General features: G+C 65.4%; 17 protein-coding genes. 9 read left to right on the top strand and 8 right to left on the bottom strand.

Features of this window, described 5'->3' with window-relative positions; all coding sequences use genetic code 11:
* Positions 1–102: 102 nt before the first annotated feature.
* On the bottom strand, positions 103–975 hold the full coding sequence (locus tag ACA027_RS21180; RefSeq protein ID WP_370680156.1) for a gamma-glutamyl-gamma-aminobutyrate hydrolase family protein: 873 nt from the start codon (positions 973–975) through the stop codon (positions 103–105).
* A 274-nt stretch (positions 976–1,249) separates the two neighbouring features.
* Between ACA027_RS21180 and ACA027_RS21175 the strand changes: the two genes are divergently transcribed.
* Both ACA027_RS21175 and ACA027_RS21170 read left to right on the top strand, forming a co-directional pair.
* On the top strand, positions 1,250–1,612 hold the full coding sequence (locus tag ACA027_RS21175) for an HPF/RaiA family ribosome-associated protein (protein ID WP_370680155.1): 363 nt from the start codon (positions 1,250–1,252) through the stop codon (positions 1,610–1,612).
* A gap of 195 nt (positions 1,613–1,807) precedes the next feature.
* Positions 1,808–2,080, top strand: a complete 273-nt coding sequence (locus ACA027_RS21170; protein ID WP_370680154.1) for a hypothetical protein — start codon at positions 1,808–1,810, stop codon at positions 2,078–2,080.
* A 137-nt stretch (positions 2,081–2,217) separates the two neighbouring features.
* On the opposite strand, the gene ACA027_RS21165 is transcribed toward ACA027_RS21170, so the two are convergent.
* On the bottom strand, positions 2,218–2,580 hold the full coding sequence (locus ACA027_RS21165; protein ID WP_370680153.1) for a tRNA-binding protein: 363 nt from the start codon (positions 2,578–2,580) through the stop codon (positions 2,218–2,220).
* A 211-nt stretch (positions 2,581–2,791) separates the two neighbouring features.
* Between ACA027_RS21165 and ACA027_RS21160 the strand changes: the two genes are divergently transcribed.
* Positions 2,792–3,757 carry a tripartite tricarboxylate transporter substrate-binding protein gene (locus ACA027_RS21160; protein WP_370680152.1) on the top strand — a complete coding sequence of 322 codons (966 nt, stop codon included), beginning with the start codon at positions 2,792–2,794 and terminating at the stop codon, positions 3,755–3,757.
* Positions 3,758–3,901: 144 nt separating this feature from the next.
* Here ACA027_RS21160 and ACA027_RS21155 read toward each other — a convergent pair whose 3' ends face one another.
* The 5 genes from ACA027_RS21155 to tkt all read right to left on the bottom strand — a co-directional run bounded on the left by ACA027_RS21155 (position 3,902) and on the right by tkt (position 9,746).
* Positions 3,902–4,438, bottom strand: a complete 537-nt coding sequence (locus ACA027_RS21155; RefSeq protein ID WP_370680151.1) for a hypothetical protein — start codon at positions 4,436–4,438, stop codon at positions 3,902–3,904.
* 151 nt (positions 4,439–4,589) lie between these two features.
* Positions 4,590–5,144: a hypothetical protein gene (locus ACA027_RS21150; protein WP_370680150.1), complete on the bottom strand. Its 555-nt coding sequence runs from the start codon at positions 5,142–5,144 to the stop codon at positions 4,590–4,592.
* A gap of 319 nt (positions 5,145–5,463) precedes the next feature.
* The gene (locus ACA027_RS21145; protein WP_370680149.1) at positions 5,464–6,426 is read right to left on the bottom strand and encodes a tetratricopeptide repeat protein; all 963 of its coding nucleotides are present in this window, start codon (positions 6,424–6,426) and stop codon (positions 5,464–5,466) included.
* Positions 6,427–6,603: 177 nt separating this feature from the next.
* Positions 6,604–7,605, bottom strand: coding sequence for a type I glyceraldehyde-3-phosphate dehydrogenase (gap, locus tag ACA027_RS21140; protein ID WP_370680148.1), 1,002 nt, complete (start codon positions 7,603–7,605; stop codon positions 6,604–6,606).
* Positions 7,606–7,700: 95 nt separating this feature from the next.
* Positions 7,701–9,746: a transketolase gene (gene tkt, locus ACA027_RS21135; RefSeq protein ID WP_370680147.1), complete on the bottom strand. Its 2,046-nt coding sequence runs from the start codon at positions 9,744–9,746 to the stop codon at positions 7,701–7,703.
* Between the two features lie 179 nt (positions 9,747–9,925).
* Between tkt and ACA027_RS21130 the strand changes: the two genes are divergently transcribed.
* The 6 genes from ACA027_RS21130 (at position 9,926) to pyk (ending at position 16,730) form a co-directional block, all read left to right on the top strand.
* Positions 9,926–10,753, top strand: a complete 828-nt coding sequence (locus ACA027_RS21130) for a nucleotidyltransferase family protein (protein WP_370680146.1) — start codon at positions 9,926–9,928, stop codon at positions 10,751–10,753.
* On the top strand, positions 10,750–11,835 hold the full coding sequence (locus ACA027_RS21125; RefSeq protein WP_370680145.1) for a hypothetical protein: 1,086 nt from the start codon (positions 10,750–10,752) through the stop codon (positions 11,833–11,835). Before ACA027_RS21130 ends, ACA027_RS21125 begins: the two co-directional genes overlap by 4 nt.
* A gap of 121 nt (positions 11,836–11,956) precedes the next feature.
* Complete coding sequence (locus ACA027_RS21120; RefSeq protein WP_370680144.1) at positions 11,957–12,715, top strand: TSUP family transporter; 759 nt, start codon at positions 11,957–11,959, stop codon at positions 12,713–12,715.
* Positions 12,716–12,973: 258 nt separating this feature from the next.
* Positions 12,974–14,356: an aminopeptidase P N-terminal domain-containing protein gene (locus tag ACA027_RS21115; protein WP_370680143.1), complete on the top strand. Its 1,383-nt coding sequence runs from the start codon at positions 12,974–12,976 to the stop codon at positions 14,354–14,356.
* A gap of 67 nt (positions 14,357–14,423) precedes the next feature.
* Positions 14,424–15,200: a type II CAAX prenyl endopeptidase Rce1 family protein gene (locus ACA027_RS21110; RefSeq protein ID WP_370680142.1), complete on the top strand. Its 777-nt coding sequence runs from the start codon at positions 14,424–14,426 to the stop codon at positions 15,198–15,200.
* A 51-nt stretch (positions 15,201–15,251) separates the two neighbouring features.
* Positions 15,252–16,730 (top strand): pyruvate kinase, encoded by a 1,479-nt coding sequence (pyk, locus tag ACA027_RS21105; RefSeq protein ID WP_370680141.1) that lies wholly within the window; start codon positions 15,252–15,254, stop codon positions 16,728–16,730.
* 245 nt (positions 16,731–16,975) lie between these two features.
* Here pyk and ggt read toward each other — a convergent pair whose 3' ends face one another.
* Positions 16,976–18,574, bottom strand: coding sequence for a gamma-glutamyltransferase (gene ggt / locus ACA027_RS21100; RefSeq protein ID WP_370680140.1), 1,599 nt, complete (start codon positions 18,572–18,574; stop codon positions 16,976–16,978).
* Positions 18,575–18,674 lie beyond the last annotated feature (100 nt).

Below are 18,674 nucleotides of genomic sequence, written 5' to 3'. Positions count from 1 at the left end.
GGTGCTTTAAAAAAATGTGAGCTGTTGTAGCGCAGCAGGCCTTGATTTCCGACATGAATCATTCGGATGTGAAGAGCCCGGACGCTATGGACGCTATGGCTTTTACTTGCTGCGCAGCAGGGCGCGGCGCAGCATGCGGGCGGCGCGGTCGCGGATGCGGAAGGGGCTGTGGCTCAGGGCGGGGCGGAGCTGGGCTTTGGCGCAGGCGGTGAGAAAGTCGTCCAGCAGCACGCGGTCGTCCAGGGTGCGGCCTTCGGGGTCGCGGAACTCGGGGTGCCACTGCGTGGCTGCGATATAGCTTTTGCCGCCTATGCGGCGGTGTATGGCTTCGGGGATGCGGTCGGGCAGGCTGAAGGCCTCTACGTCAAAGCCCGGCGCCACGGTCTTGATGCCCTGGTGGTGGATGCTGTTGACCCGGGCGCGCGGCAGGTTGGGGTAGAGCCGGTCCAGCCGGCTGCCGGGCACGATGGCAATATCGTGCTGGTGCCTGTCGTAGGTGGCGGGGTTGCGGTGCTGCTGGGCGCCGGGCACCTGGGTGCTGATGTCCTGGTAGAGCGTGCCGCCAAAGGCCACGTTGATGAGCTGCAGGCCACGGCAGACGCCAAAGATGGGCTTGCCGGCCTGTGAAAAAGCCTCCACCACGGCCATGTCATACAGGTCGCGCACGCGGTCGCCCATCCATTCGGGTTTGAGGGGCTCCTCGCCATAGCTGCCGGGCCAGACATCGGCCCCGCCATGCATGACCACCCCATCCAGCCAATCGGCGTAATGCGCCAATGTGACATCGCCCTGGGCCGTTTCGCCCGTGGGGCAGGGCACCATCACCACCATGGCGCCACTGGACATGATCCAGTGCGCAATCGACTGCTCCACATACTGCAGCGTCTTGCCGGTGAACAGCGGGCGGTAGGGATCGGCGTGGGAAAAGCAGGCCGACAGGCCAATCTTGAGTCGGCGGGAGGCGGGCGCGGTCATGGCCTTGCATGCTAGTGCGCCTGCAGGCTTCTGTGTGTACGCGATAGCGCTGTTACATGTAGGGACTTGGCCGATGCGGGCGGGCCGCTGGCGACTTGATGCGCATCAAAAATCACCTGGCCCAGGTCGATGAAAGGGCGACAAGCCTGGTGAACTGGGGCATCATGGGTCTCAGCAGTGTCGCCCGTCCGGCCTTTGCTGGCGCTGACGGCGGTCACTGTGCGGGCCGAGGTGGAACAAGTCCACCCCCCATATGGCAACAAGGAGGACGCTGATGCAAGTGCAAGTTCATGCCGACGATTCCATCCAGGGCGGAGAATCGCTGGCCCAATGGGTGCAAGAGGAAATTCACAACCGTCTGGCACGGCTCAAGGAGTATGTGCAGCGTGTGGAGGTGTACCTGACCGAGGTGGATGCGCTCAAGAGCAATGGCGGACCGGGCAAGAAATGCGTGCTCGAAACCCGTGCCAACGGCCGGCCACCGATTGCTGTCAATGCCGAGGCCGAAAAAGTGCAGGAAGCCTTGACTGCGGCCCTGGAGAAACTGCTGCGTGCGGTGGAGACCGATCTGGGCAAGCTCAAGGACAAGCATGGCCGTGAAAGCGTGCGCGGCGTGGAAGATTCTGCGGTGGGCTGAAGCCCCCTGAGCACCATGGGCCGCAAGGCCCCGACCAGCCACCTTGCGAGGTGGCTTTTTGTTGCCTGCACATTTGCTTGCAAGACCGTGGCCGTTTTTGCACCTTGGCAGGCAGGGTGCGGGATAGAGTCAAGGGCCATCTTTCGCTGCTCGCAGCATCTGGCCGCAGCGGCGGCCTCTACAAGGAGCCACTGCATGACCCACTCCCAGCATTTCCCTCTGAATGACGAGGATGACACCGCAGGACTGCCCCCGCACTTTCAGGCCCGCATCGTGGGCCCGGTGCAGCACCGCGTCGGCGACGGGGTGCTGGAGCCGATTCCGCAAAACCTGCAGGTGCAGGTGGATGTGGCCATTGCCAGCATGGTGCTGTCCTGGGTCAGCGATGCACAGCCCGTGACCGTCACATTGGCGCGTGAGGAGTTCCTGGAATATGTGGACATCGGCGCCATCCAGATTGTGGCGTGAGCCTGCCGGCGCGCAGGCGCATACAGAACGCACCGGGGCGGCCCACAGCCCTCCACCGCAGCCCCTTTCAGGGGCTTTTTGCTGCCCGCAGCATGGGGAAAGGGCCGCAGGTGTGCCGCGAGGAGGCCGTACGCTGTTTACAGCAGCTTGGTGCCCAGAGGCACCTCCTGGTCGGGCACGCACAAGGCCACATGGCCGTCAGTATTGTGAAAACCTGTGACCAGGCATTCCGACTGGATGGGTCCGATCTGCTTTTTGGGAAAGTTCAGCACCGCCACCACCTGCCGGCCAATCAGTGACTCCGGGGTGTAGAGCTGGGTGATCTGGGCGCTGGACTTGCGCAGGCCCAGCTCGGGGCCAAAGTCCACTTGCAGGATATAGGCAGGGCGGCGCGCTTCCTTGAAAACTTCGGCCGCCACAATGCGGCCCACGCGCAGCTCCACCTGCAGAAAATCATCAAAACCAATGGGTGCGTGCAGGGTGGTGTCAATTGCTGTCATGGCCCCATCATGCTGCGCACCGGGGTTCGCAAATGTCGCGCAACACTGGTGCTTGGTTGATTTGGTTGTTTGCACATGGCGAATGATTGGTTGGGTTTGGCGAGGTAGGTGCCGAGAATCCGCTTCTCGCACCCTCCGCCGCGCACAGGCTTTCAGCCGCTACGGCGCCGCACAGGCGGGTGCTTTTTCCGTTTTCTGCCTACCTCCCGTGATGTTTGCCTCCCTTCTTGCTTGCCGCTCCCTGCTGGCCGCTGCCCTAGCCCTGTCTTTTGCATCCACCGCCCAGGCCGAGCGCCTGATCCGCATCGTCGTGCCCTTTGGTGCTGGCGCCACACAGGACACCGTGGCCCGCACCTTCAGCAATGAGCTGGGCCAGGCCCTGGGCGCCACCGTGGTGGTGGAAAACCGCGCCGGTGCGGGTGGTAGCGTGGGTACGGCCCAGGTGGCCAAGTCCGCCCCCGACGGCAACACCCTGGTGCTGGCGGCTGCCAGCCACAACCTGGCCAGCCATCTGTATGCCAAGCTGCCGTATGACGCGCAGAAGGATTTTGTGGGCGTCTCCTTCCTGGGGCGCACCGGCTATGTGGTGGGTGTGCCCGCCAGCAGTGGCATCTCCTCGCTGCAAGCCATGCTGCAGCGGGCCAAGGCCCAGCCCGGTACGCTGAACTACGCATCGGCCGGCAACGGCAGCGCCTCGCACCTGGCCAGCGCCCTGCTGGCGGCCCAGGCCGGCGTGCAGCTGCAGCACATCCCGATGAAGTCCACGGGCGACGCGGTCACTGAGTTGCTGGCCGGACGGGTGCAGCTGGTGACCGGAGCCACCATCGGCATGCTGGCCTTCGAGAAAGATCCTCGCGTGAAGCTGCTGGCCTATTCGGGTGCGCAGCGCTCGCGCTTCCTGCCCCAGCTGCCCACGGTGGCCGAGGCTGGCGTGCCTGGCTTTGTGTTTGATTCCTGGCTGGGCCTGCTGGCGCCGGCCGGCACACCACCCGCCGAGGTGGAGCGCATCAACGCCGCCGTGCGCAAGGTGTTGACCGAACCCGTGGTGCAGGAGCGCCTGGCCCGCGTGGGGGTGGAAGCCGGCACGCTGCCGGTCAAGGAATTCCAGCAACTGCTGCGGGACGACTGGGCCGCATCCGCTCGCGTGGTGAAGGCCGCCGACGTGCGCATCGAATAAGTCCACAGCGCTGAAGAGACGCCGGGCAGTGCCATTGCGGCACTGAATTTTTATAGCAGCCAAGGCATGCACAACATGCTGTAGCGGCGTATTGGCTGGTGCACCACGCCTTGCCTGTGCGTCTGGACGCGCGCAGCAGCTGTGTCAGGTGACTGCCTCGCGGGCGCGCTTGGCCGCCAGCACGCGCTGGCGCCAGGCAAACAGGGCCAGGGCATAGCCCATGGTGTGGCCGGCCATGAGCCCGAACACGGCCAGGGTCAGCGGGCTGATGACCAGCGCATGCAGGCCGGCGTCCGAAGGCGGCAGCAGCCAGAGCACCTCCACCACCCGGTAGGCGATGCGGGCCAGAAACAGCAGTGACAGCGCAATCCCCAGGCGCGTGTGGGGCGTGTAGTACAGCCCTTGCGGCGTGGGTTCCAGCACGGTTTTTTTCCAGGCCCAGCGCGACAGCAGACCGCCTGCTGCCAGCCCTGTGCCCAGCGTGGCCAGGGCCGTCCACCGGCCCCAGCAGGCCCAGCTGATCAGGCCCAGCAGCAGTGCATAAATGGCAATGCTGATCCAGGGCCGGTATTTGCTGGTGCGCTGGCGCCCCACCAGACGCCGCCAACGCGCGCGCAGCCGCCATACCAGCAGGGGCAGGAGTACGACGAGTGTGGCGGCGGTGGTGGTGTGGGCGGCCATGGTGCAGGGGATGGCGGAGGCACCAGTGTGCGCAGATGGTGTGGCCGGCGCAAGCCATGTGCGTCTGGCCGTGAGATAAAAAAAGCCGCTGCCTGATGGCAGCGGCTTGCGCCGGGCCGTATGCACAGGCCCGGCGAGGGAGCGGTCGCAATCAGGCTGCGGCCTGCTCCTGTTCTTCGCGCGCGATGCGCTGTTTGCGCCAGCGCATGCCCAGGCCACCGATGATGGCCAGCACCAGGCCCAGACCCATCATCGTGGGGGCTTCGGCGCTGCTGTGGTCGGCGTCTTCCTGCATGTATTGGGCCATCTGCTCGTAGGGCAGCAGGGGCTGGCCGTCGCCGCTGACGGAGTAGGCATTGTGCGCATCGCTGGTGGCGTCGTAGCCCACCTCAAGCATGTCGGCATCGGCCATGGCCTGCACGGCAGACTCGGGCACCAGCGAAGGCAGCTTGATGGTCAGCACTTCGCCGTCCTGGGGCTTGAGGTCCACCTCGTAGTAATGGGACTTGGTTTCGCCGCCACGGCGGCGCTTCTTGGTCACGGTGACCTTGCGTGCCTCCTGCATGTCACCGCTGATGACGGTGAGTGCGGCCTGCTCGGGAATGCCGCCGCCGTTGGCGCTTTGGTAGAGCAAATAAGCGCTGAAACCGAACAAGGCCAGTCCAGCCAGCAGCACATAGCGTGCGTAGCCCAAAATGAAATTCATGATTTTCCCCTCCCCCATGGAAGGCGCTGTTATAGGTGGCGAGACTATAGCGGCGGCCTGCGCATCAGAGGGTCAAAATGTGCCTGGAGAATGTCATATAACATTCAGTAACACGGTGTAGGCTTTGGCTATGGCAGGAAAGAATCCAGCCGCCTTGTCGCTGGATTTTTGATAGCAGCCCACGCCCCCTGGACGCGCTGGCGAGGCCGGTGGGGCTGCATGTCTGCAGGCCAAAGCGGAGCACCGCGCGCACCCTTTGCAGGCATTTGCGGGGGCGGCCTTGTGCCGTGCCACTGTGCTGGCACTGCGGGCTGCACTTTTATTTTTGCGGGCTCCAGGCCGCTGCTTTCGCTTCCAGGCGCTGCCTTTGTGCAGCGCTGAGCTTGCGGGCAACCTGCTCACGGGCCGCGCGTGCGGTGGCGTCCTCGGCTGCTGCCAGGCTCAGCCAGAAATAGGCCTGCTCCTGGTCCGCCGCCACACCACGGCCTTGGCTGAGCATGGCGCCCAGATTGCTTTGCCCTTCCGCCAGACCTTGCGCGGCGGCGCGCTGGTACCACTGCACGGCCTGGGCCAGGTCGCGGGGCACGCCCCGGCCGTTTTCGTAGGCCACGCCCAGGTTGTTCTGGGCGGATACATCGCCTTGCGCGGCAGCCAGTCGGTACCACTTGACGGCCTCGCTCAGGTCCTGGGGAATGCCGTTGCCGTCGGCCAGCATCGCCCCCAGGTTGAACTGCGAATCGGCATCGCCTTGTTCGGCAGCCAGGCGAAACCACTTGGCCGCCTCGGGGAGGTTTTGCTCCAGGCCATTGCCTTCGAACAGCATGGTGCCCATGTTGTATTGGGCCAGCACAAAGCCTTGGTCGGCAGCGCGGCGGAACCACTGTGCGGCCTCGGCCAGATTGACTGGCACGCCCAGGCCATGGGCCAGCATCAGCCCCAGGTTGTATTGCCCGCCCACATGGCCTTGCTCACCCGCGCGGCGAAACCATTGTGCGGCCTCGGTCTGGTTCTCTTCCACACCCAGGCCATCGTCGAACATCACGCCCAGGTTGTATTGGCCCTGGGCATAGCCTTGTTCGGCGGCGCGGCGGTACCACTTGGCCGCCTCGACCGGGTTGGCCTCCACCACCTCGCCCTTGACATAGACCGTGCCCAGCGCGGTCTGTGCGGCGGCGTCGCCGTTGCGGGCATCGCGCAGCATGTCGGCGGGTTGTGCGCCGGCCGTTTGCATGCCCAGCAGCAGGGCGAGAGTGAGTGCGGAAAGTGAGCTCAGTGGTTTCATGGAGGTAGACGTGATGGACCTGGTCTGTGCCGGGCGTGCGATAGAGAATATTCGAAAGTAGCCAAGCAAAAAGCCAGCGCCTCACGGTGCTGGCTTTTTGATTTTGATAGCTGCCAACGCTTGATGGACAAGCGCTGGCGCTAGATTAGACCGAAAAAATCAGTCCAGGGCCGCCATTTACTTGGCGGACACCACGCGCACCATTTCCAGGCACTTGTTGGAGTAGCCCCACTCGTTGTCGTACCAGGCCACGACCTTGACGAAGGTCTTGTCCAGGGCGATACCGGCTTCGGCATCGAACACCGAGGTGCAGGTTTCACCGCGGAAGTCGGTGGCCACCACCTTGTCTTCGGTGTAACCCAGCACGCCCTTCAGAGCGCCTTGGGACTGGGCCTTCATTTCGGCGCAGATCTCTTCGTAGGAAGCTTCCTTGTTCAGCTCCACGGTCAGGTCGACCACGGACACATCGGAAGTGGGCACGCGGAAGGACATACCGGTCAGCTTCTTGTTCAGCTCGGGAATCACCACGCCCACGGCCTTGGCGGCGCCAGTGCTGGAGGGGATGATGTTTTCCAGAATGCCACGGCCACCGCGCCAGTCCTTGTTGGACGGGCCGTCCACGGTCTTTTGCGTGGCAGTGGCTGCGTGCACGGTGGTCATCAGGCCGCGCTTGATGCCCCACTTGTCGTTCAGCACCTTGGCCACGGGGGCCAGGCAGTTGGTGGTGCACGAGGCGTTGGAGATGATGGCCTGGCCGGCGTAGGTCTTGCAGTTCACGCCGAAGACGAACATGGGGGTGTCGTCCTTGGAAGGGGCCGACATGATCACCTTCTTGGCGCCCGCGTCGATGTGCTTCTGGGCGGTTTCCTTGGTCAGGAACAGGCCGGTGGATTCGATCACGATGTCGGCGCCGACTTCGTTCCACTTCAGGGCAGCGGGGTCGCGCTCTTGGGTCAGGCGGATCTTCTTGCCGTTGACGACCAGGGTGTTGCCTTCGACGGAGACTTCACCGTCAAAACGGCCGTGCACGCTGTCGTACTTCAGCATGTACGCCAGGTAGTCGGGCTCGAGCAGGTCGTTGATGCCAACGATTTCGATGTCGCTGAAGTTCTGCACTGCCGAACGCAGCACATTGCGGCCGATGCGGCCAAAACCGTTGATACCTACCTTGATCGTCATAGTTGCCTCGTCTCTAGGGATAGTGGAGCTAAAAAAATCGGTCACTCTCTGTCAAACACCTGCTGGGGCGGGCCTGTGCAGGTGTTTGACGGTGATTACTTGGCGCGGCGCAGCGTTTCCTGCACGGTGGCGGCCACATTGTCGGCGGTAAAGCCGAAATGCTCGAACAGCACCGGTGCGGGGGCCGACTCGCCGTAGCTGTCGATGCCGACCACGGCGGCGCAGCCGTACTTCCACCAGAAGTCGGTCACGCCCATTTCCACGGCCACGCGGGGCAGGCCGGCGGGCAGCACGGATTGCTTGTAGGCCATGTCCTGGCGGTCAAAAGTGGTGGTGCTGGGCATGGAGACCACGCGCACAGCAATCTTCTGCTCGGCCAGCTGCTTTTGGGCGGCCAGGGCCAGCTGCACTTCGGAGCCGGTGGCAATGATCACGGCCTGGGCCTTCTTGCCCAAGAGGCCCACATCCTTGGGCTCGGACAGCACATAGGCGCCGCAGGCGATGTTGTCCAGCGCTTCTTCGCTCTTGGGAGCGTAGGCCAGGTTCTGGCGGCTCAGCAGCATGGCCGTGGGGCGGTTCTTCTGGCTCAGTGCCACGGCCCAGGCCATGGCGGTTTCGGTGGTGTCAGCGGGGCGCCACACATCCAGGCCAGGGATCAGGCGCAGGCTGGCTGCATGCTCGATGGACTGGTGGGTGGGGCCGTCTTCGCCCAGGCCGATGGAGTCGTGGGTGAACACATGGATCACGCGCTGCTTCATCAGCGCCGCCATGCGGATGGCATTGCGGCTGTAGTCGGAGAAGGTCAGGAAGGTGCCGCCGTAGGGGATGTAGCCGCCATGCAGCGCCACACCGTTCATGATGGCGGCCATGCCGAACTCGCGCACACCGTAGTTGATGTGGCGGCCGATCTTGCCTTCTTCGGTCTTGACCACGGCACCCTTGGCATCCACGCGGAAAGCGGGGGTGCTCTTGGTGTTGGTCAGGTTGGAGCCGGTCAGGTCGGCCGAGCCGCCCAGCAGCTCGGGCAGGGCTGCGGTCAGGCCTTCCAGGGCCAGCTGGCTGGCCTTGCGGCTGGCCACGGTGGCGGCGGCGTCATGCGCGTCGGAGGCGATCTGCGCTGCCACTTCGACGAAGTTCTCGGGCAGGTTGCCGGCCATGCGACGGGTGAAGGCGGCGGCCAGCTCGGGGAAGTCCTTGGCGTAGGCGTTGAACTTGCGGTTCCAGGCGGCTTCGGCCTTTTTGCCGGCGGCCTTGGCATCCCAGTCGGTGTAGACATCGGCGGGGATTTCAAACGGGCCATGCTCCCAGCCCAGGGCGGCGCGGGTCAGCGCGATTTCCTCGGCGCCCAGGGGCTCGCCGTGGGCCTTGGAGGTGTCCTGGCGGTTGGGCGAACCCTTGCCGATGCTGGTCTTGCAGCAGATCAGCGTGGGCTTGGCGGCGCTCTTCTTGGCAGCGGCAATGGCGGCGTCCACGGCGTCCACATTGTGGCCGTCCACGGCGCGGATCACGTTCCAGCCATAGGCTTCAAAACGTGCGGCGGTGTCGTCGCCAAACCAGGGGGTGACCTGGCCGTCGATGGAGATGCCGTTGTCGTCCCACAGGGCGATCAGCTTGTTGAGTTTCCAGGCGCCGGCCAGTGCGGCGGCTTCGTGGCTGATGCCTTCCATGAGGCAGCCATCGCCCATGAACACAAAAGTGTGGTGGTCAACGATGCGGTGCTTGCCCTGGTTGAACTCGGCAGCCAGCAGCTTTTCGGCCAGCGCAAAGCCCACGGCATTGGTGATGCCCTGGCCCAGGGGGCCGGTGGTGGTTTCCACGCCGGGGGTCACGCCCACTTCGGGGTGGCCTGCGGTCTTGCTGTGCAGCTTGCGGAAGTCCTTCAGCTCCTGCAGCGGCAGGTTGTAGCCGGTGAGGTGCAGCAGCGAATAAATCAGCATGGAACCGTGGCCGTTCGACAAAATGAAGCGGTCACGGTTGGCCCACTGAGGGTTCACCGGGTTGTGCTGGAGGTGGCGGCTCCACAGGGCGACGGCCATGTCGGCCATGCCCATGGGGGCTCCGGGGTGGCCGGAATTTGCTTGTTGAACAGCGTCCATAGCCAGCGCACGGATTGCGTTGGCCATCATGTGGGTGTTTGCCATGGAGGGCAGCTCCGAGGGGTGAGTGTGCGAAAGATGGGCGGGATTTTACCGATGTGGCAGATCGCGGTTTCCAACGGGTTACAGAGCCCCCTGTTGGCCGTCGGGCCTGGGCAGCATCCAAGGCCCTAAAGTAGCGGCTGGCGGCCCAGCATGTGGCGCCGCGCACCACAGGATTTCCCATGAATGCTTTGCCGGTGGAACACCGCTCCCAGGCCCACTCCCAGCCTCGTCTTTCCTCTCCTGCTGCCATGCTGCTGGCCGCAGGCCGGGGCTCGCGCATGCGCCCGCTGACCGATACCACGCCCAAGCCCTTGCTGGCCGTGCAGGGCCGTGCGCTGCTGGACTGGCATGTGGCGGCGCTGCAGCGCGATGGGGTGCAGCAACTGGTGGTGAACACGGCCTGGTTGGGGGAACAGATCCCCGCCCATTTGAATGCGGCCTGGCCGGCGCTGGCCGCAGCCGGTGGCCTGCGCTATTCGCAAGAGGGCCAGGACTTTGGCCAGGCCCTGGAAACCGCCGGCGGCATTGCCCGCGCCCTGCCGCTGTTGCCCACGGTGTTCTGGCTGGCAGCGGGCGATGTGTTTGCGCCCGACTTTGTGTTTGATGCCGCAGCTGCCCAGGCTTTTGCGGCCAGCGACGATCTGGCCCATCTGTGGCTGGTGCCCAATCCGGTGCAGCACCCGCAAGGGGACTTTGGCCTGCGCGAAAGCGCTCCCGGCAGAGACCATGGCCGCGCCGTGAATGTGCCCAAGGAGGGGGCTACGCCCGAGCAGGCCGCCCTGCCGCGCTACACCTACAGCACGATTGCACTGCTCAAGGCCGAGCTGTTTGGCCTGCCCTGGTGCGATATTCTCGCCGGCAACCCCCAGGGCATTGCCATGCCCTTGGTGCTGCTGCTGCGCCGCGCCATGGATGCCGGCCGCGTGGGCGCCACGGTTTACCGTGGGCAATGGGTGGATGTGGGCACGCCCGAGCGGCTGGCCCAGCTGAATCAGAGCCAGGCATGACGGCGCTGCTTGCGCTGGGCCCGGTACGCACCCTGGACTGGCAGGGCCCCGCCATCGTCACGGCCTGCACCGCGCAGGCCGCATGGGGGCAGTTGCTGCTGCTCACTGAGAGCGGTGGTCTGCATGGCATGGACCTGGACAGCGGCCACAGCCAGCGACTGGCGCAGTTGGAGTTGCCCACACCCACGCCGCCCAGGCCGTATGGGCCGCACGGCTTCAAGCTGCATTGCGCCCTCAGCGGTGGCTACGCGGTGGTAGTCGATGACGGCGGCAGCTTTGGCGTGCTGGTGAACCTGGGCACGGGCGACGTTGTGGCGCCGCTCCATGGTGGTGATTACCACACCCATACCGTGCCGTTTTCCATTGCCTTCACCCAGCACCAGGGGCGCGATGTGCTGATCCACCGCACGGACTGGAACCGGCTGGATGTGATGGATTGCGCCACGGGCACCAATTTGACCGAGCGCGACGGCACGCAATATGAGCAGCCCCACTATCTGGATTTTTTCCACGGCGCTTTGCTGCTCAGCCCCTCGCGGGAGCATGTGCTGGACGACGGTTGGGTCTGGGCGCCGGTAGGCATTCCCACGGTCTGGTCGCTGCCGGCCTGGCTGGAGGGCAATCGCTGGGAGTCCGAAGACGGCCCCACACGCAAGCGGCTGGCGCAGGGCGAAGGCTGGGCCGAACCCTGTGTGTGGCTGGACGATGCACACATCGCCATCTGGAACCTGGGCAACTGGGAGGAAGACGGTTTTGGCGACGGCGGCCATGTGCCTGGGGTGGCGGTGTTCGACATCCATGCTCCCCGCCCTGAGGACGGCCATGGCGGCATAGCCTGGCCCATGCCGGAGCTGCCCAGAGCCCAGCATCTGCACTGCATGGCCGGCATCTTGTGCGTGGTGGCCCAAGGCCAGAGCTGGCTGTGGGATGTGACCACGCGCGCGCTGCTGGCCCATGCGCAGGACTTTGCCCCGCAAGGCCTGCACCGTCAGCGCGGCGAGCTGCTGCAATGGTCTGCGCAGCATGTCAGGGTGTGCTGCCCCGAGGCGCTGCACGCGGGTCTACGCGCCCTCAAAAGGTGAGCAGCTGTCGCGCATATGCTGGGCATTGCAGGTGTGAAAGTGCTGCAATCGCAAGCATGGTGAGCGATAGGTGCTCCTGATTTTTTAACCCCTCAAGGGCTGGCCAGGGCAGGCGTCGGCCATGGATACGGACATGCAAGTGGATTGGAGCACCTACGGGTGGTTGCTGGGCGTGGTGGTGTTGGCCTCGGCCTGCCAGAACCTCACGGGCTTTGCCTTCGGCCTGATTTTTGTCGGCATGGCCGGGGCCTTGCACCTGATGCCGATTGCCGATGCGGCCAATGTGGCCGGTCTGCTGTCCCTGGTGAATGGCGTGGTCTATCTGCGCAGCCACCCTTTCCAGCCGCGCTGGGATTTGCTGAAGCCGATTCTGATCAGCAGCCTGATCGGTGTGCTGGGCGGGCTGGCGCTGCTGCACTGGCTCAGCGGTGATTTGGTCAATCTGCTGCGCATGCTGCTGGGCGTGACCATCATCGCCTGCGCCATCGTGCTGCTGCTGCAAAAAGGCCAGCGCGCCACGTTGTCGGGCCCGGGCCCCATGTGGGTGGCGGGCGGCCTGTCCGGTCTGTTGGGCGGGCTGTTTTCTACCTCGGGGCCACCCATGGTCTATCACCTGTACCGCCAGCCGCTGCCGGCCCAGCTGGTGCGCCAATGCCTGCTGGTGATGTTTCTGGCCAATACCGTGCTGCGCCTGGGCATTGTCATTCCCTCGGGCGGGCTGTCGCTGCCGTCCCTGATCACGGCTGCCGTGGCCGTGCCCGTGGTGGCAGGCGTCACCTGGCTGCTGGCCAAATACCCGCCGCCGCTGTCCACCCGCGTGCTGCAGTGGATGGTGTGCAGCCTGTTGATGGTGGCGGGGGTCAGCATGTTGGTGGCTTGAAATAAAACACCCCCCGTGCCGCCTTCGGCGTCTTCCCCCTCTCTGGCGCGATGCGTCGGAGTGGGACAGCACCGGCGCGGCGGGGCGGCCCTTGCGCGGCAGCCCTGGCATGGGCTGCGCCAGTTGCCGGCGATTTTGGCGGTACATCTGTCCATTTAAGGCGGCAAATGCAGGCGTGGCGCCACGAATGTCTCCGGCTGGCGCGTCGTGCGGGTGCATCTGGTGCGAAGAGGTCTGTGGCCGCAGTACGATAGCTGTATGACCTCTGTTTATGCCCAACGCCGTGCGCGCCTGGCAGCCCTTTTGGGTGCGGGCGGCATCGCCATCATTCCCACCGCGCCGGAGCGGGGCCGCAACCGCGACAACAGCTATCTCTACCGGCACGACAGCTACTTCTACTATCTGACCGGCTTTACCGAGCCCAATGCCACGCTGGTGCTGGCCGCAGATGGCCGCAGCACGCTGTTTTGCCAGCCCAAGGATCTGGAACGCGAGATCTGGGACGGCTACCGCCTCGGCCCAGATGCCGCCGTGGCCCAGTTGGGCATGGATGCGGCCCACTCCATCACCGAGCTGGGCAGCCGCCTGCCGCGTCTGCTGGAGAACCAGGACCGTGTCTGGTATCCGTTTGCCACGCATGAAGGCCTGGCCGCCCAGGTGGAAGGCTGGCTGACCACCGTGCGTGCCCGTGTGCGCTACGGTGCGCTGTGCCCCACGCAGCAGGGCGATGTCTGCACCCTGCTGGACGAGATGCGCCTGGTCAAGGACGACACCGAGCTGGACTTGATGCGCCGTGCCGGCATCATCAGCGCGCGCGCCCATATCCGCGCCATGCAGCGTTCGGCCCGCATGCTGCGTGCCGGCGAGGACTGCCGTGAATACCATCTGGATGCCGAGCTGCTGCACGAATTCCGCCAGAGTGGTGCCCAGGGTGTGGCCTATGACTCCATCGTGGCCGCCGGGGCGAATGCCTGCGTGCTGCACTACCGCGCCGGCGACACCCGGGTGGCGAACGGCGATCTGGTGCTGATTGATGCTGGCTGCGAGCTGGACAGCTATGCCAGCGACATCACTCGCACCTTCCCGGCCAATGGTGTTTTCTCCGGTCCGCAGCGCGCGCTGTATGAGCTGGTGCTGGACAGCCAAAAGGCCGCCATTGCCGTCACCCGTGCCGGCCAGCGCTTCAACGACCCGCATGACGCCACCGTGGCCGTGCTGGCCCAGGGCATGCTGGACCTGGGCCTGCTGGACAAAAACAAGTACGGCATGGCCCAGGACGTGATCGCCAACCGCGCCTACTTCCAGTTCTATATGCACCGCACCGGCCACTGGCTGGGCATGGATGTGCACGACTGCGGCAGCTATGTCGAGCCCAGCGAGCTGGGCCAGACCAGCACCCGCAAGGACCCGCTGTCGGGCGAGCACATCACCAACCGTCCCAGCCGCATATTGCGGCCCGGCATGGTGACCACCATCGAGCCCGGCATCTATGTGCGCCCTGCACCCGGTGTGCCTGAGGCTTTTCACCACATCGGTATCCGCATCGAGGACGACGCCGTGGTCACCGAAGGCGACTGCGAGCTGCTGACCCGTGGCGTGCCCGTGGAGCCCGACGAGATCGAGGCATTGATGCGGGGTTGATGTCTATGCAGGCGACTTCCGTGCGCCTGCGCCCTTGTCTGCTTTGTTCATTCGGATGGACGCCGCCATGTTGGACCCTATCGACGATGACGCCCACGCCATGCCTGCGCCCAGTGAAAGCCGGCTGTTGCTGCAACTGAGCCTGCTGCTGTGGCTGCTGGGCCTGCCCGGCGTGTGGCGCATGGCCTGGGTCGTGGGCCAGCGTTTGCCGGGCGGCATGTTGCCGGACTGGCTGCTGCCCGCCATGGGCGGGCTGCAAAGCAGTCTGCTGCTGGCGGCCGCCGTGTTCTTTGGCGCCTGGGTGGCGCCGCGCGTGGGCCTGGGTGCGCCGCTGCTGACGGCCTGGCTCACCGGCCAGCGCCTGCGCCCGCTGCTGGCCTCTCTGTGGCTGCCTGGTGCTGGCGGCGGTGTGCTGGGCGCGGCCTGGATGGTGTCGCTGGCCCAACTGGTGCCCGATGTGCTGGTGCCCAGTGACCCGCTGCAGACCTTGCCGCTGTGGACCCAGCTGCTGTATGGCGGCATCAGCCAGGAGCTGCTGCTGCGCTGGGGCATGATGAGCATGTTGCTGTTTGCACTGTGGCGCTTGCTGCAGCCGCAGGGTGGGGCTCCCCGCCCCTGGCTGGTGGCCGTGGCCGTGCTGTTGTCGGCCCTGCTGTTTGCCTTGAGCAGCCTGCCCCCGGCGGTGGCGCTGCTGGGCACTCTGACGCCGCAAATTCTGTGCTTTGTACTGCTGGGTAACACGGTTTTTGGCTTGCTTGTGGGTTATATCTACTGGCGTTATGGACTGGAGGCCGCCATCGTCACCCACATGCTGGCCTTGGCCTTTTCCCATGGACTGACCTGATGGGCGCGCCCTGGTGGCGAGCCTTTTCCCCCCTCTTTTTGACTGAAACCGATGACCGCTGCATCCCCTTGTTCCGTCACTTCTTCGCCATCCCGTGTGCGTCGCGCCACCAAGATCGTGGCCACGCTGGGCCCGGCTTCCAGCGACCCCGAGCTGCTGGCCCAGATGATTGCCGTCGGCGTCAACGTGGTGCGCCTGAACTTCAGCCACGGCACGGCGCAGGACCATATCGACCGCGCCGCCATGGTGCGTGCCGCTGCGCAGCGCGAGGGCCGCGAAGTGGCCATCATGGCCGACCTGCAGGGCCCCAAGATTCGCGTGGGCAAGTTCACCGAAGGCCGGGTGCAGCTGGAGGTGGGCCAGCCCTTTGTGCTGGATGCGGGCCGCACCGAGCCGGGTGACATCAACGGTGTGGGCCTGGACTACAAGGAGCTGCCGCGCGATGTGAAGGCGGGCGATGTGCTGCTGCTCAACGATGGCCTGATCGTGCTCACCGTGGAGCGTGTGCTGGGGGATGCGGTCTACACCACCGTCACCATCGGCGGCGAGCTGTCCAACAACAAGGGCATCAACAAACAGGGCGGCGGGCTGACGGCGCCGGCGCTGACGGCCAAGGACATGGAGGACATCAAGACCGCCATCGGCCTGGGTGCCGACTATGTGGCCGTGAGCTTTCCCAAGAACGCCACCGACATGGAAATGGCGCGCCAGCTGTGCAGCGTGGCGGCCGCCGGCTCGGGCCAGCGCCCGGGGCTGATCGCCAAGATTGAACGCGCCGAGGCCATCCCCGAGCTGGAGGCCATTTTGCGCGTCTCCGACGGCATCATGGTGGCGCGGGGCGACCTGGCCGTGGAAGTGGGCAATGCCGCCGTGCCGGCGCTGCAAAAGAAAATGATCCGCATGGCACGGGAGATGGACAAGGTGGTCATCACCGCCACGCAGATGATGGAGAGCATGATCACCAACCCCGTGCCCACGCGCGCCGAGGTGAGTGATGTGGCGAATGCCGTGCTGGACGGCACCGACGCCGTGATGCTCAGCGCCGAAACCGCTGCCGGCAAATACCCGCTGGAGACGGTGCGCGCCATGGCCGAGATCTGCGCCGCCGCCGAGGCCGCCGAAGAGCCGCGCAAGGACGCCGACTTCATGGACCGCCAGTTCCGCCGCATCGACCAGTCGATCGCCATCGGTGCCCTGTTCACCGCTCACCACCTGGGGGCCAAGGCCATTGTGGCCATGACGGAAAGCGGCTCCACCGCGCTGTGGATGAGCCGCCATCGCATCCACATTCCCATCTACGCCCTGACGCCCAAGATTGCCACCCAGCGCAAGATGGCGCTGTACCGCAATGTGCGCCCGCTGCTGATGGACACCAGCGCCGACCGCGACACCGCGCTGGAGCAGGCCGAAAAGCATTTGCGCATGCGCGGCATCGTGCAGGCCGGCGATGTGTATGCGATTACCTGCGGCGAGCCCATGGGGCAGCCGGGGGGCACGAATATGCTGAAGATTTGCAAGGTCACCCCATGAGCTGGGAAGGCACCCCCTGAGGCGCTGCGCGCCTTCCCCCTCTCTGGCACTATGCGCTGGAGGGGGACGACACCGGCGCGGCGGGGCGGCCCTTGCGCGGTGTCTTTGGTAGAGGGGGCTTGGCTGACTTCTGAGGGATTGCAAAGCTGCGGTACTGCTTGTCGGTGCCGCAGCTTTTGTTTTGATAGCTGCCAATGCGCTCTGTATAAGCGTTGGCGGCCAATTCAGCTATAAAAGTCTAGGTCTCAATACCCCAGGGCGCAGCCGTCCTTGCGTGGGTCGGAGGCGCCGTGCAGCACGCCGCGTTCCCAGTCTATCCAGATTGCCTGTGCGCCTCCCAGGGGCAGCTTGGGTGTCACGCAGTGGTAGCCGGCGGCCTGTAATTGCGCGCGCACGGCGGCGGGCATGCGGGCTTCGACTTCCACCTGTGCGGGTGTGGCGGCGCCGGGCAGGGGGAAGAGGCGGGGCAGGTCGATGATGTGCTGCAGCTCCATGCCGTAATCCACCCATTTGCTCACCAGATGGGCATGGCCCATGGCCTGGTACTGGCCGCCCATGACGCCAAAGGGCAGCACGCAGCGCCCGTCTTTGACCACCATGGCCGGGATGATGGTGTGCAACGGACGCTTGTGTGGGCCTATGGCATTGGGGTGGCCCTCGATCAGCTCAAAGCCCATGCCCCGGTTGTGCAGCAGGATGCCGCCGGGGGCTACCTGGCCGCTGCCGAAGTTGGTGAAGATGGAGTTGATCAGGCTCACGCAGTTGCGGTCCTTGTCCACCACGGTGAGGTAGACGGTGTCCTTGTGCGCGGCAGGCGGAACATAGCCGCCGTCCTGGGCCACATCGCCAGCGCGTATGCGGGCTGCGAGCTCGTCGGCCAGGGCGTCGGACAGCAGCCAGTCCACATCCACGCGGGCATGGGCGCCATCGGCCAGCAAGGCATTGCGCACGCCGTAGGCCAGGCGGGTGGCATCCACCTCCAGCTGCTGGCGCGCGGGCGATAGCGGGTCGGGGTCGACGTCAAAGCGGGCCAGGATGTTGAGGATGAGCAGCGCGATCACGCCCTGGCCATTGGGCGGGCATTCCACCACCTCCACATCGCGAAAACGGCTGCGTATCGGGGTCTCGAACTTGCCCTGGTACTGGGCAAAGTCGTCCAGGCTGTGCAGGCCGCCGCGGGACTGCAGATAGGCCACCATGTCTTGTGCCAGGCTGCCACGGTAGAAGGCGTCGCGGCCTTCGGCGGCAACCTGGCGCAGCGATTGCGCCATCTCGGGAAAGCGGTACACGCTGCCCATGGCGGGCGCGGCACCATCCACCAGGTAAATGCGCGCAGCATTCGCCTCGCCGCGCAGCAGCGCCTCCTGGTTGGCCCAGTCGGCATGGCTGCGCTGCATCAGGGCAAAGCCTTCTTCGGCATAGCGTATGGCGGGCTCCAGCAGCACGGAAAGCGGCCGCGTACCGCAGCGGCGCAGCAGTTGGTCCCAGGCGTCCACGGCACCGGGTACGGTCACGGCATGGGCGCTCTGGCGCTCGATCTGGGTGACGCCGCGTGCGCGCAGCGCGGCCGGCGTGGCAGCGGCCGGAGCCCAGCCCGATCCGTTGAAGGCCAGGATGTTGTTGCTGCCGCCGGCGCTGTACAGCGCAAAGCAGTCGCCACCTATGCCGGTGGAGCCTGGCTCCACCACGCCTTGCACGGCGCAGGCGGCAATGGCCGCGTCCATGGCGTTGCCGCCATCTTTCAATACATCGATTGCCGTTTGGGTGGCAATCACATGGGAGGTGGCGGCCATGCCGTGGCGGGCCATGACCGTGGAACGGCCGGGGTGATCAAGAAGGCGCATGGGACTGCAGAGGGGGGAGTGTGCACGGGGAGGGCGCAGCCCGCCATCGCGGCAGGTGCGCAACTGCCCGCACCATAGCGCCCCTGGCGCGAATGATCAG

The sequence above is a fragment of the Comamonas sp. GB3 AK4-5 genome, from assembly GCF_041320665.1.
Classification (GTDB): domain Bacteria; phylum Pseudomonadota; class Gammaproteobacteria; order Burkholderiales; family Burkholderiaceae_C; genus Comamonas.
The sequence above is the reverse complement of the archived record's forward strand: the minus strand, read 5'-3'. Positions and strand labels throughout refer to the sequence as shown.

Excerpts from the sequence above, each read along its gene's own strand:
- ACA027_RS21180 (WP_370680156.1), bottom strand. The coding sequence starts at position 975 with ATGACCGCGCCCGCCTCCCGCCGACTCAAGATTGGCCTGTCGGCCTGC.
- ACA027_RS21175 (WP_370680155.1), top strand. The coding sequence starts at position 1,250 with ATGCAAGTGCAAGTTCATGCCGACGATTCCATCCAGGGCGGAGAATCG.
- ACA027_RS21170 (WP_370680154.1), top strand. The coding sequence starts at position 1,808 with ATGACCCACTCCCAGCATTTCCCTCTGAATGACGAGGATGACACCGCA.
- ACA027_RS21165 (WP_370680153.1), bottom strand. The coding sequence starts at position 2,580 with ATGACAGCAATTGACACCACCCTGCACGCACCCATTGGTTTTGATGAT.
- ACA027_RS21160 (WP_370680152.1), top strand. The coding sequence starts at position 2,792 with ATGTTTGCCTCCCTTCTTGCTTGCCGCTCCCTGCTGGCCGCTGCCCTA.
- ACA027_RS21155 (WP_370680151.1), bottom strand. The coding sequence starts at position 4,438 with ATGGCCGCCCACACCACCACCGCCGCCACACTCGTCGTACTCCTGCCC.
- ACA027_RS21150 (WP_370680150.1), bottom strand. The coding sequence starts at position 5,144 with ATGAATTTCATTTTGGGCTACGCACGCTATGTGCTGCTGGCTGGACTG.
- ACA027_RS21145 (WP_370680149.1), bottom strand. The coding sequence starts at position 6,426 with ATGAAACCACTGAGCTCACTTTCCGCACTCACTCTCGCCCTGCTGCTG.
- gap (WP_370680148.1), bottom strand. The coding sequence starts at position 7,605 with ATGACGATCAAGGTAGGTATCAACGGTTTTGGCCGCATCGGCCGCAAT.
- tkt (WP_370680147.1), bottom strand. The coding sequence starts at position 9,746 with ATGGCAAACACCCACATGATGGCCAACGCAATCCGTGCGCTGGCTATG.
- ACA027_RS21130 (WP_370680146.1), top strand. The coding sequence starts at position 9,926 with ATGAATGCTTTGCCGGTGGAACACCGCTCCCAGGCCCACTCCCAGCCT.
- ACA027_RS21125 (WP_370680145.1), top strand. The coding sequence starts at position 10,750 with ATGACGGCGCTGCTTGCGCTGGGCCCGGTACGCACCCTGGACTGGCAG.
- ACA027_RS21120 (WP_370680144.1), top strand. The coding sequence starts at position 11,957 with ATGGATACGGACATGCAAGTGGATTGGAGCACCTACGGGTGGTTGCTG.
- ACA027_RS21115 (WP_370680143.1), top strand. The coding sequence starts at position 12,974 with ATGACCTCTGTTTATGCCCAACGCCGTGCGCGCCTGGCAGCCCTTTTG.
- ACA027_RS21110 (WP_370680142.1), top strand. The coding sequence starts at position 14,424 with ATGTTGGACCCTATCGACGATGACGCCCACGCCATGCCTGCGCCCAGT.
- pyk (WP_370680141.1), top strand. The coding sequence starts at position 15,252 with ATGACCGCTGCATCCCCTTGTTCCGTCACTTCTTCGCCATCCCGTGTG.
- ggt (WP_370680140.1), bottom strand. The coding sequence starts at position 18,574 with ATGCGCCTTCTTGATCACCCCGGCCGTTCCACGGTCATGGCCCGCCAC.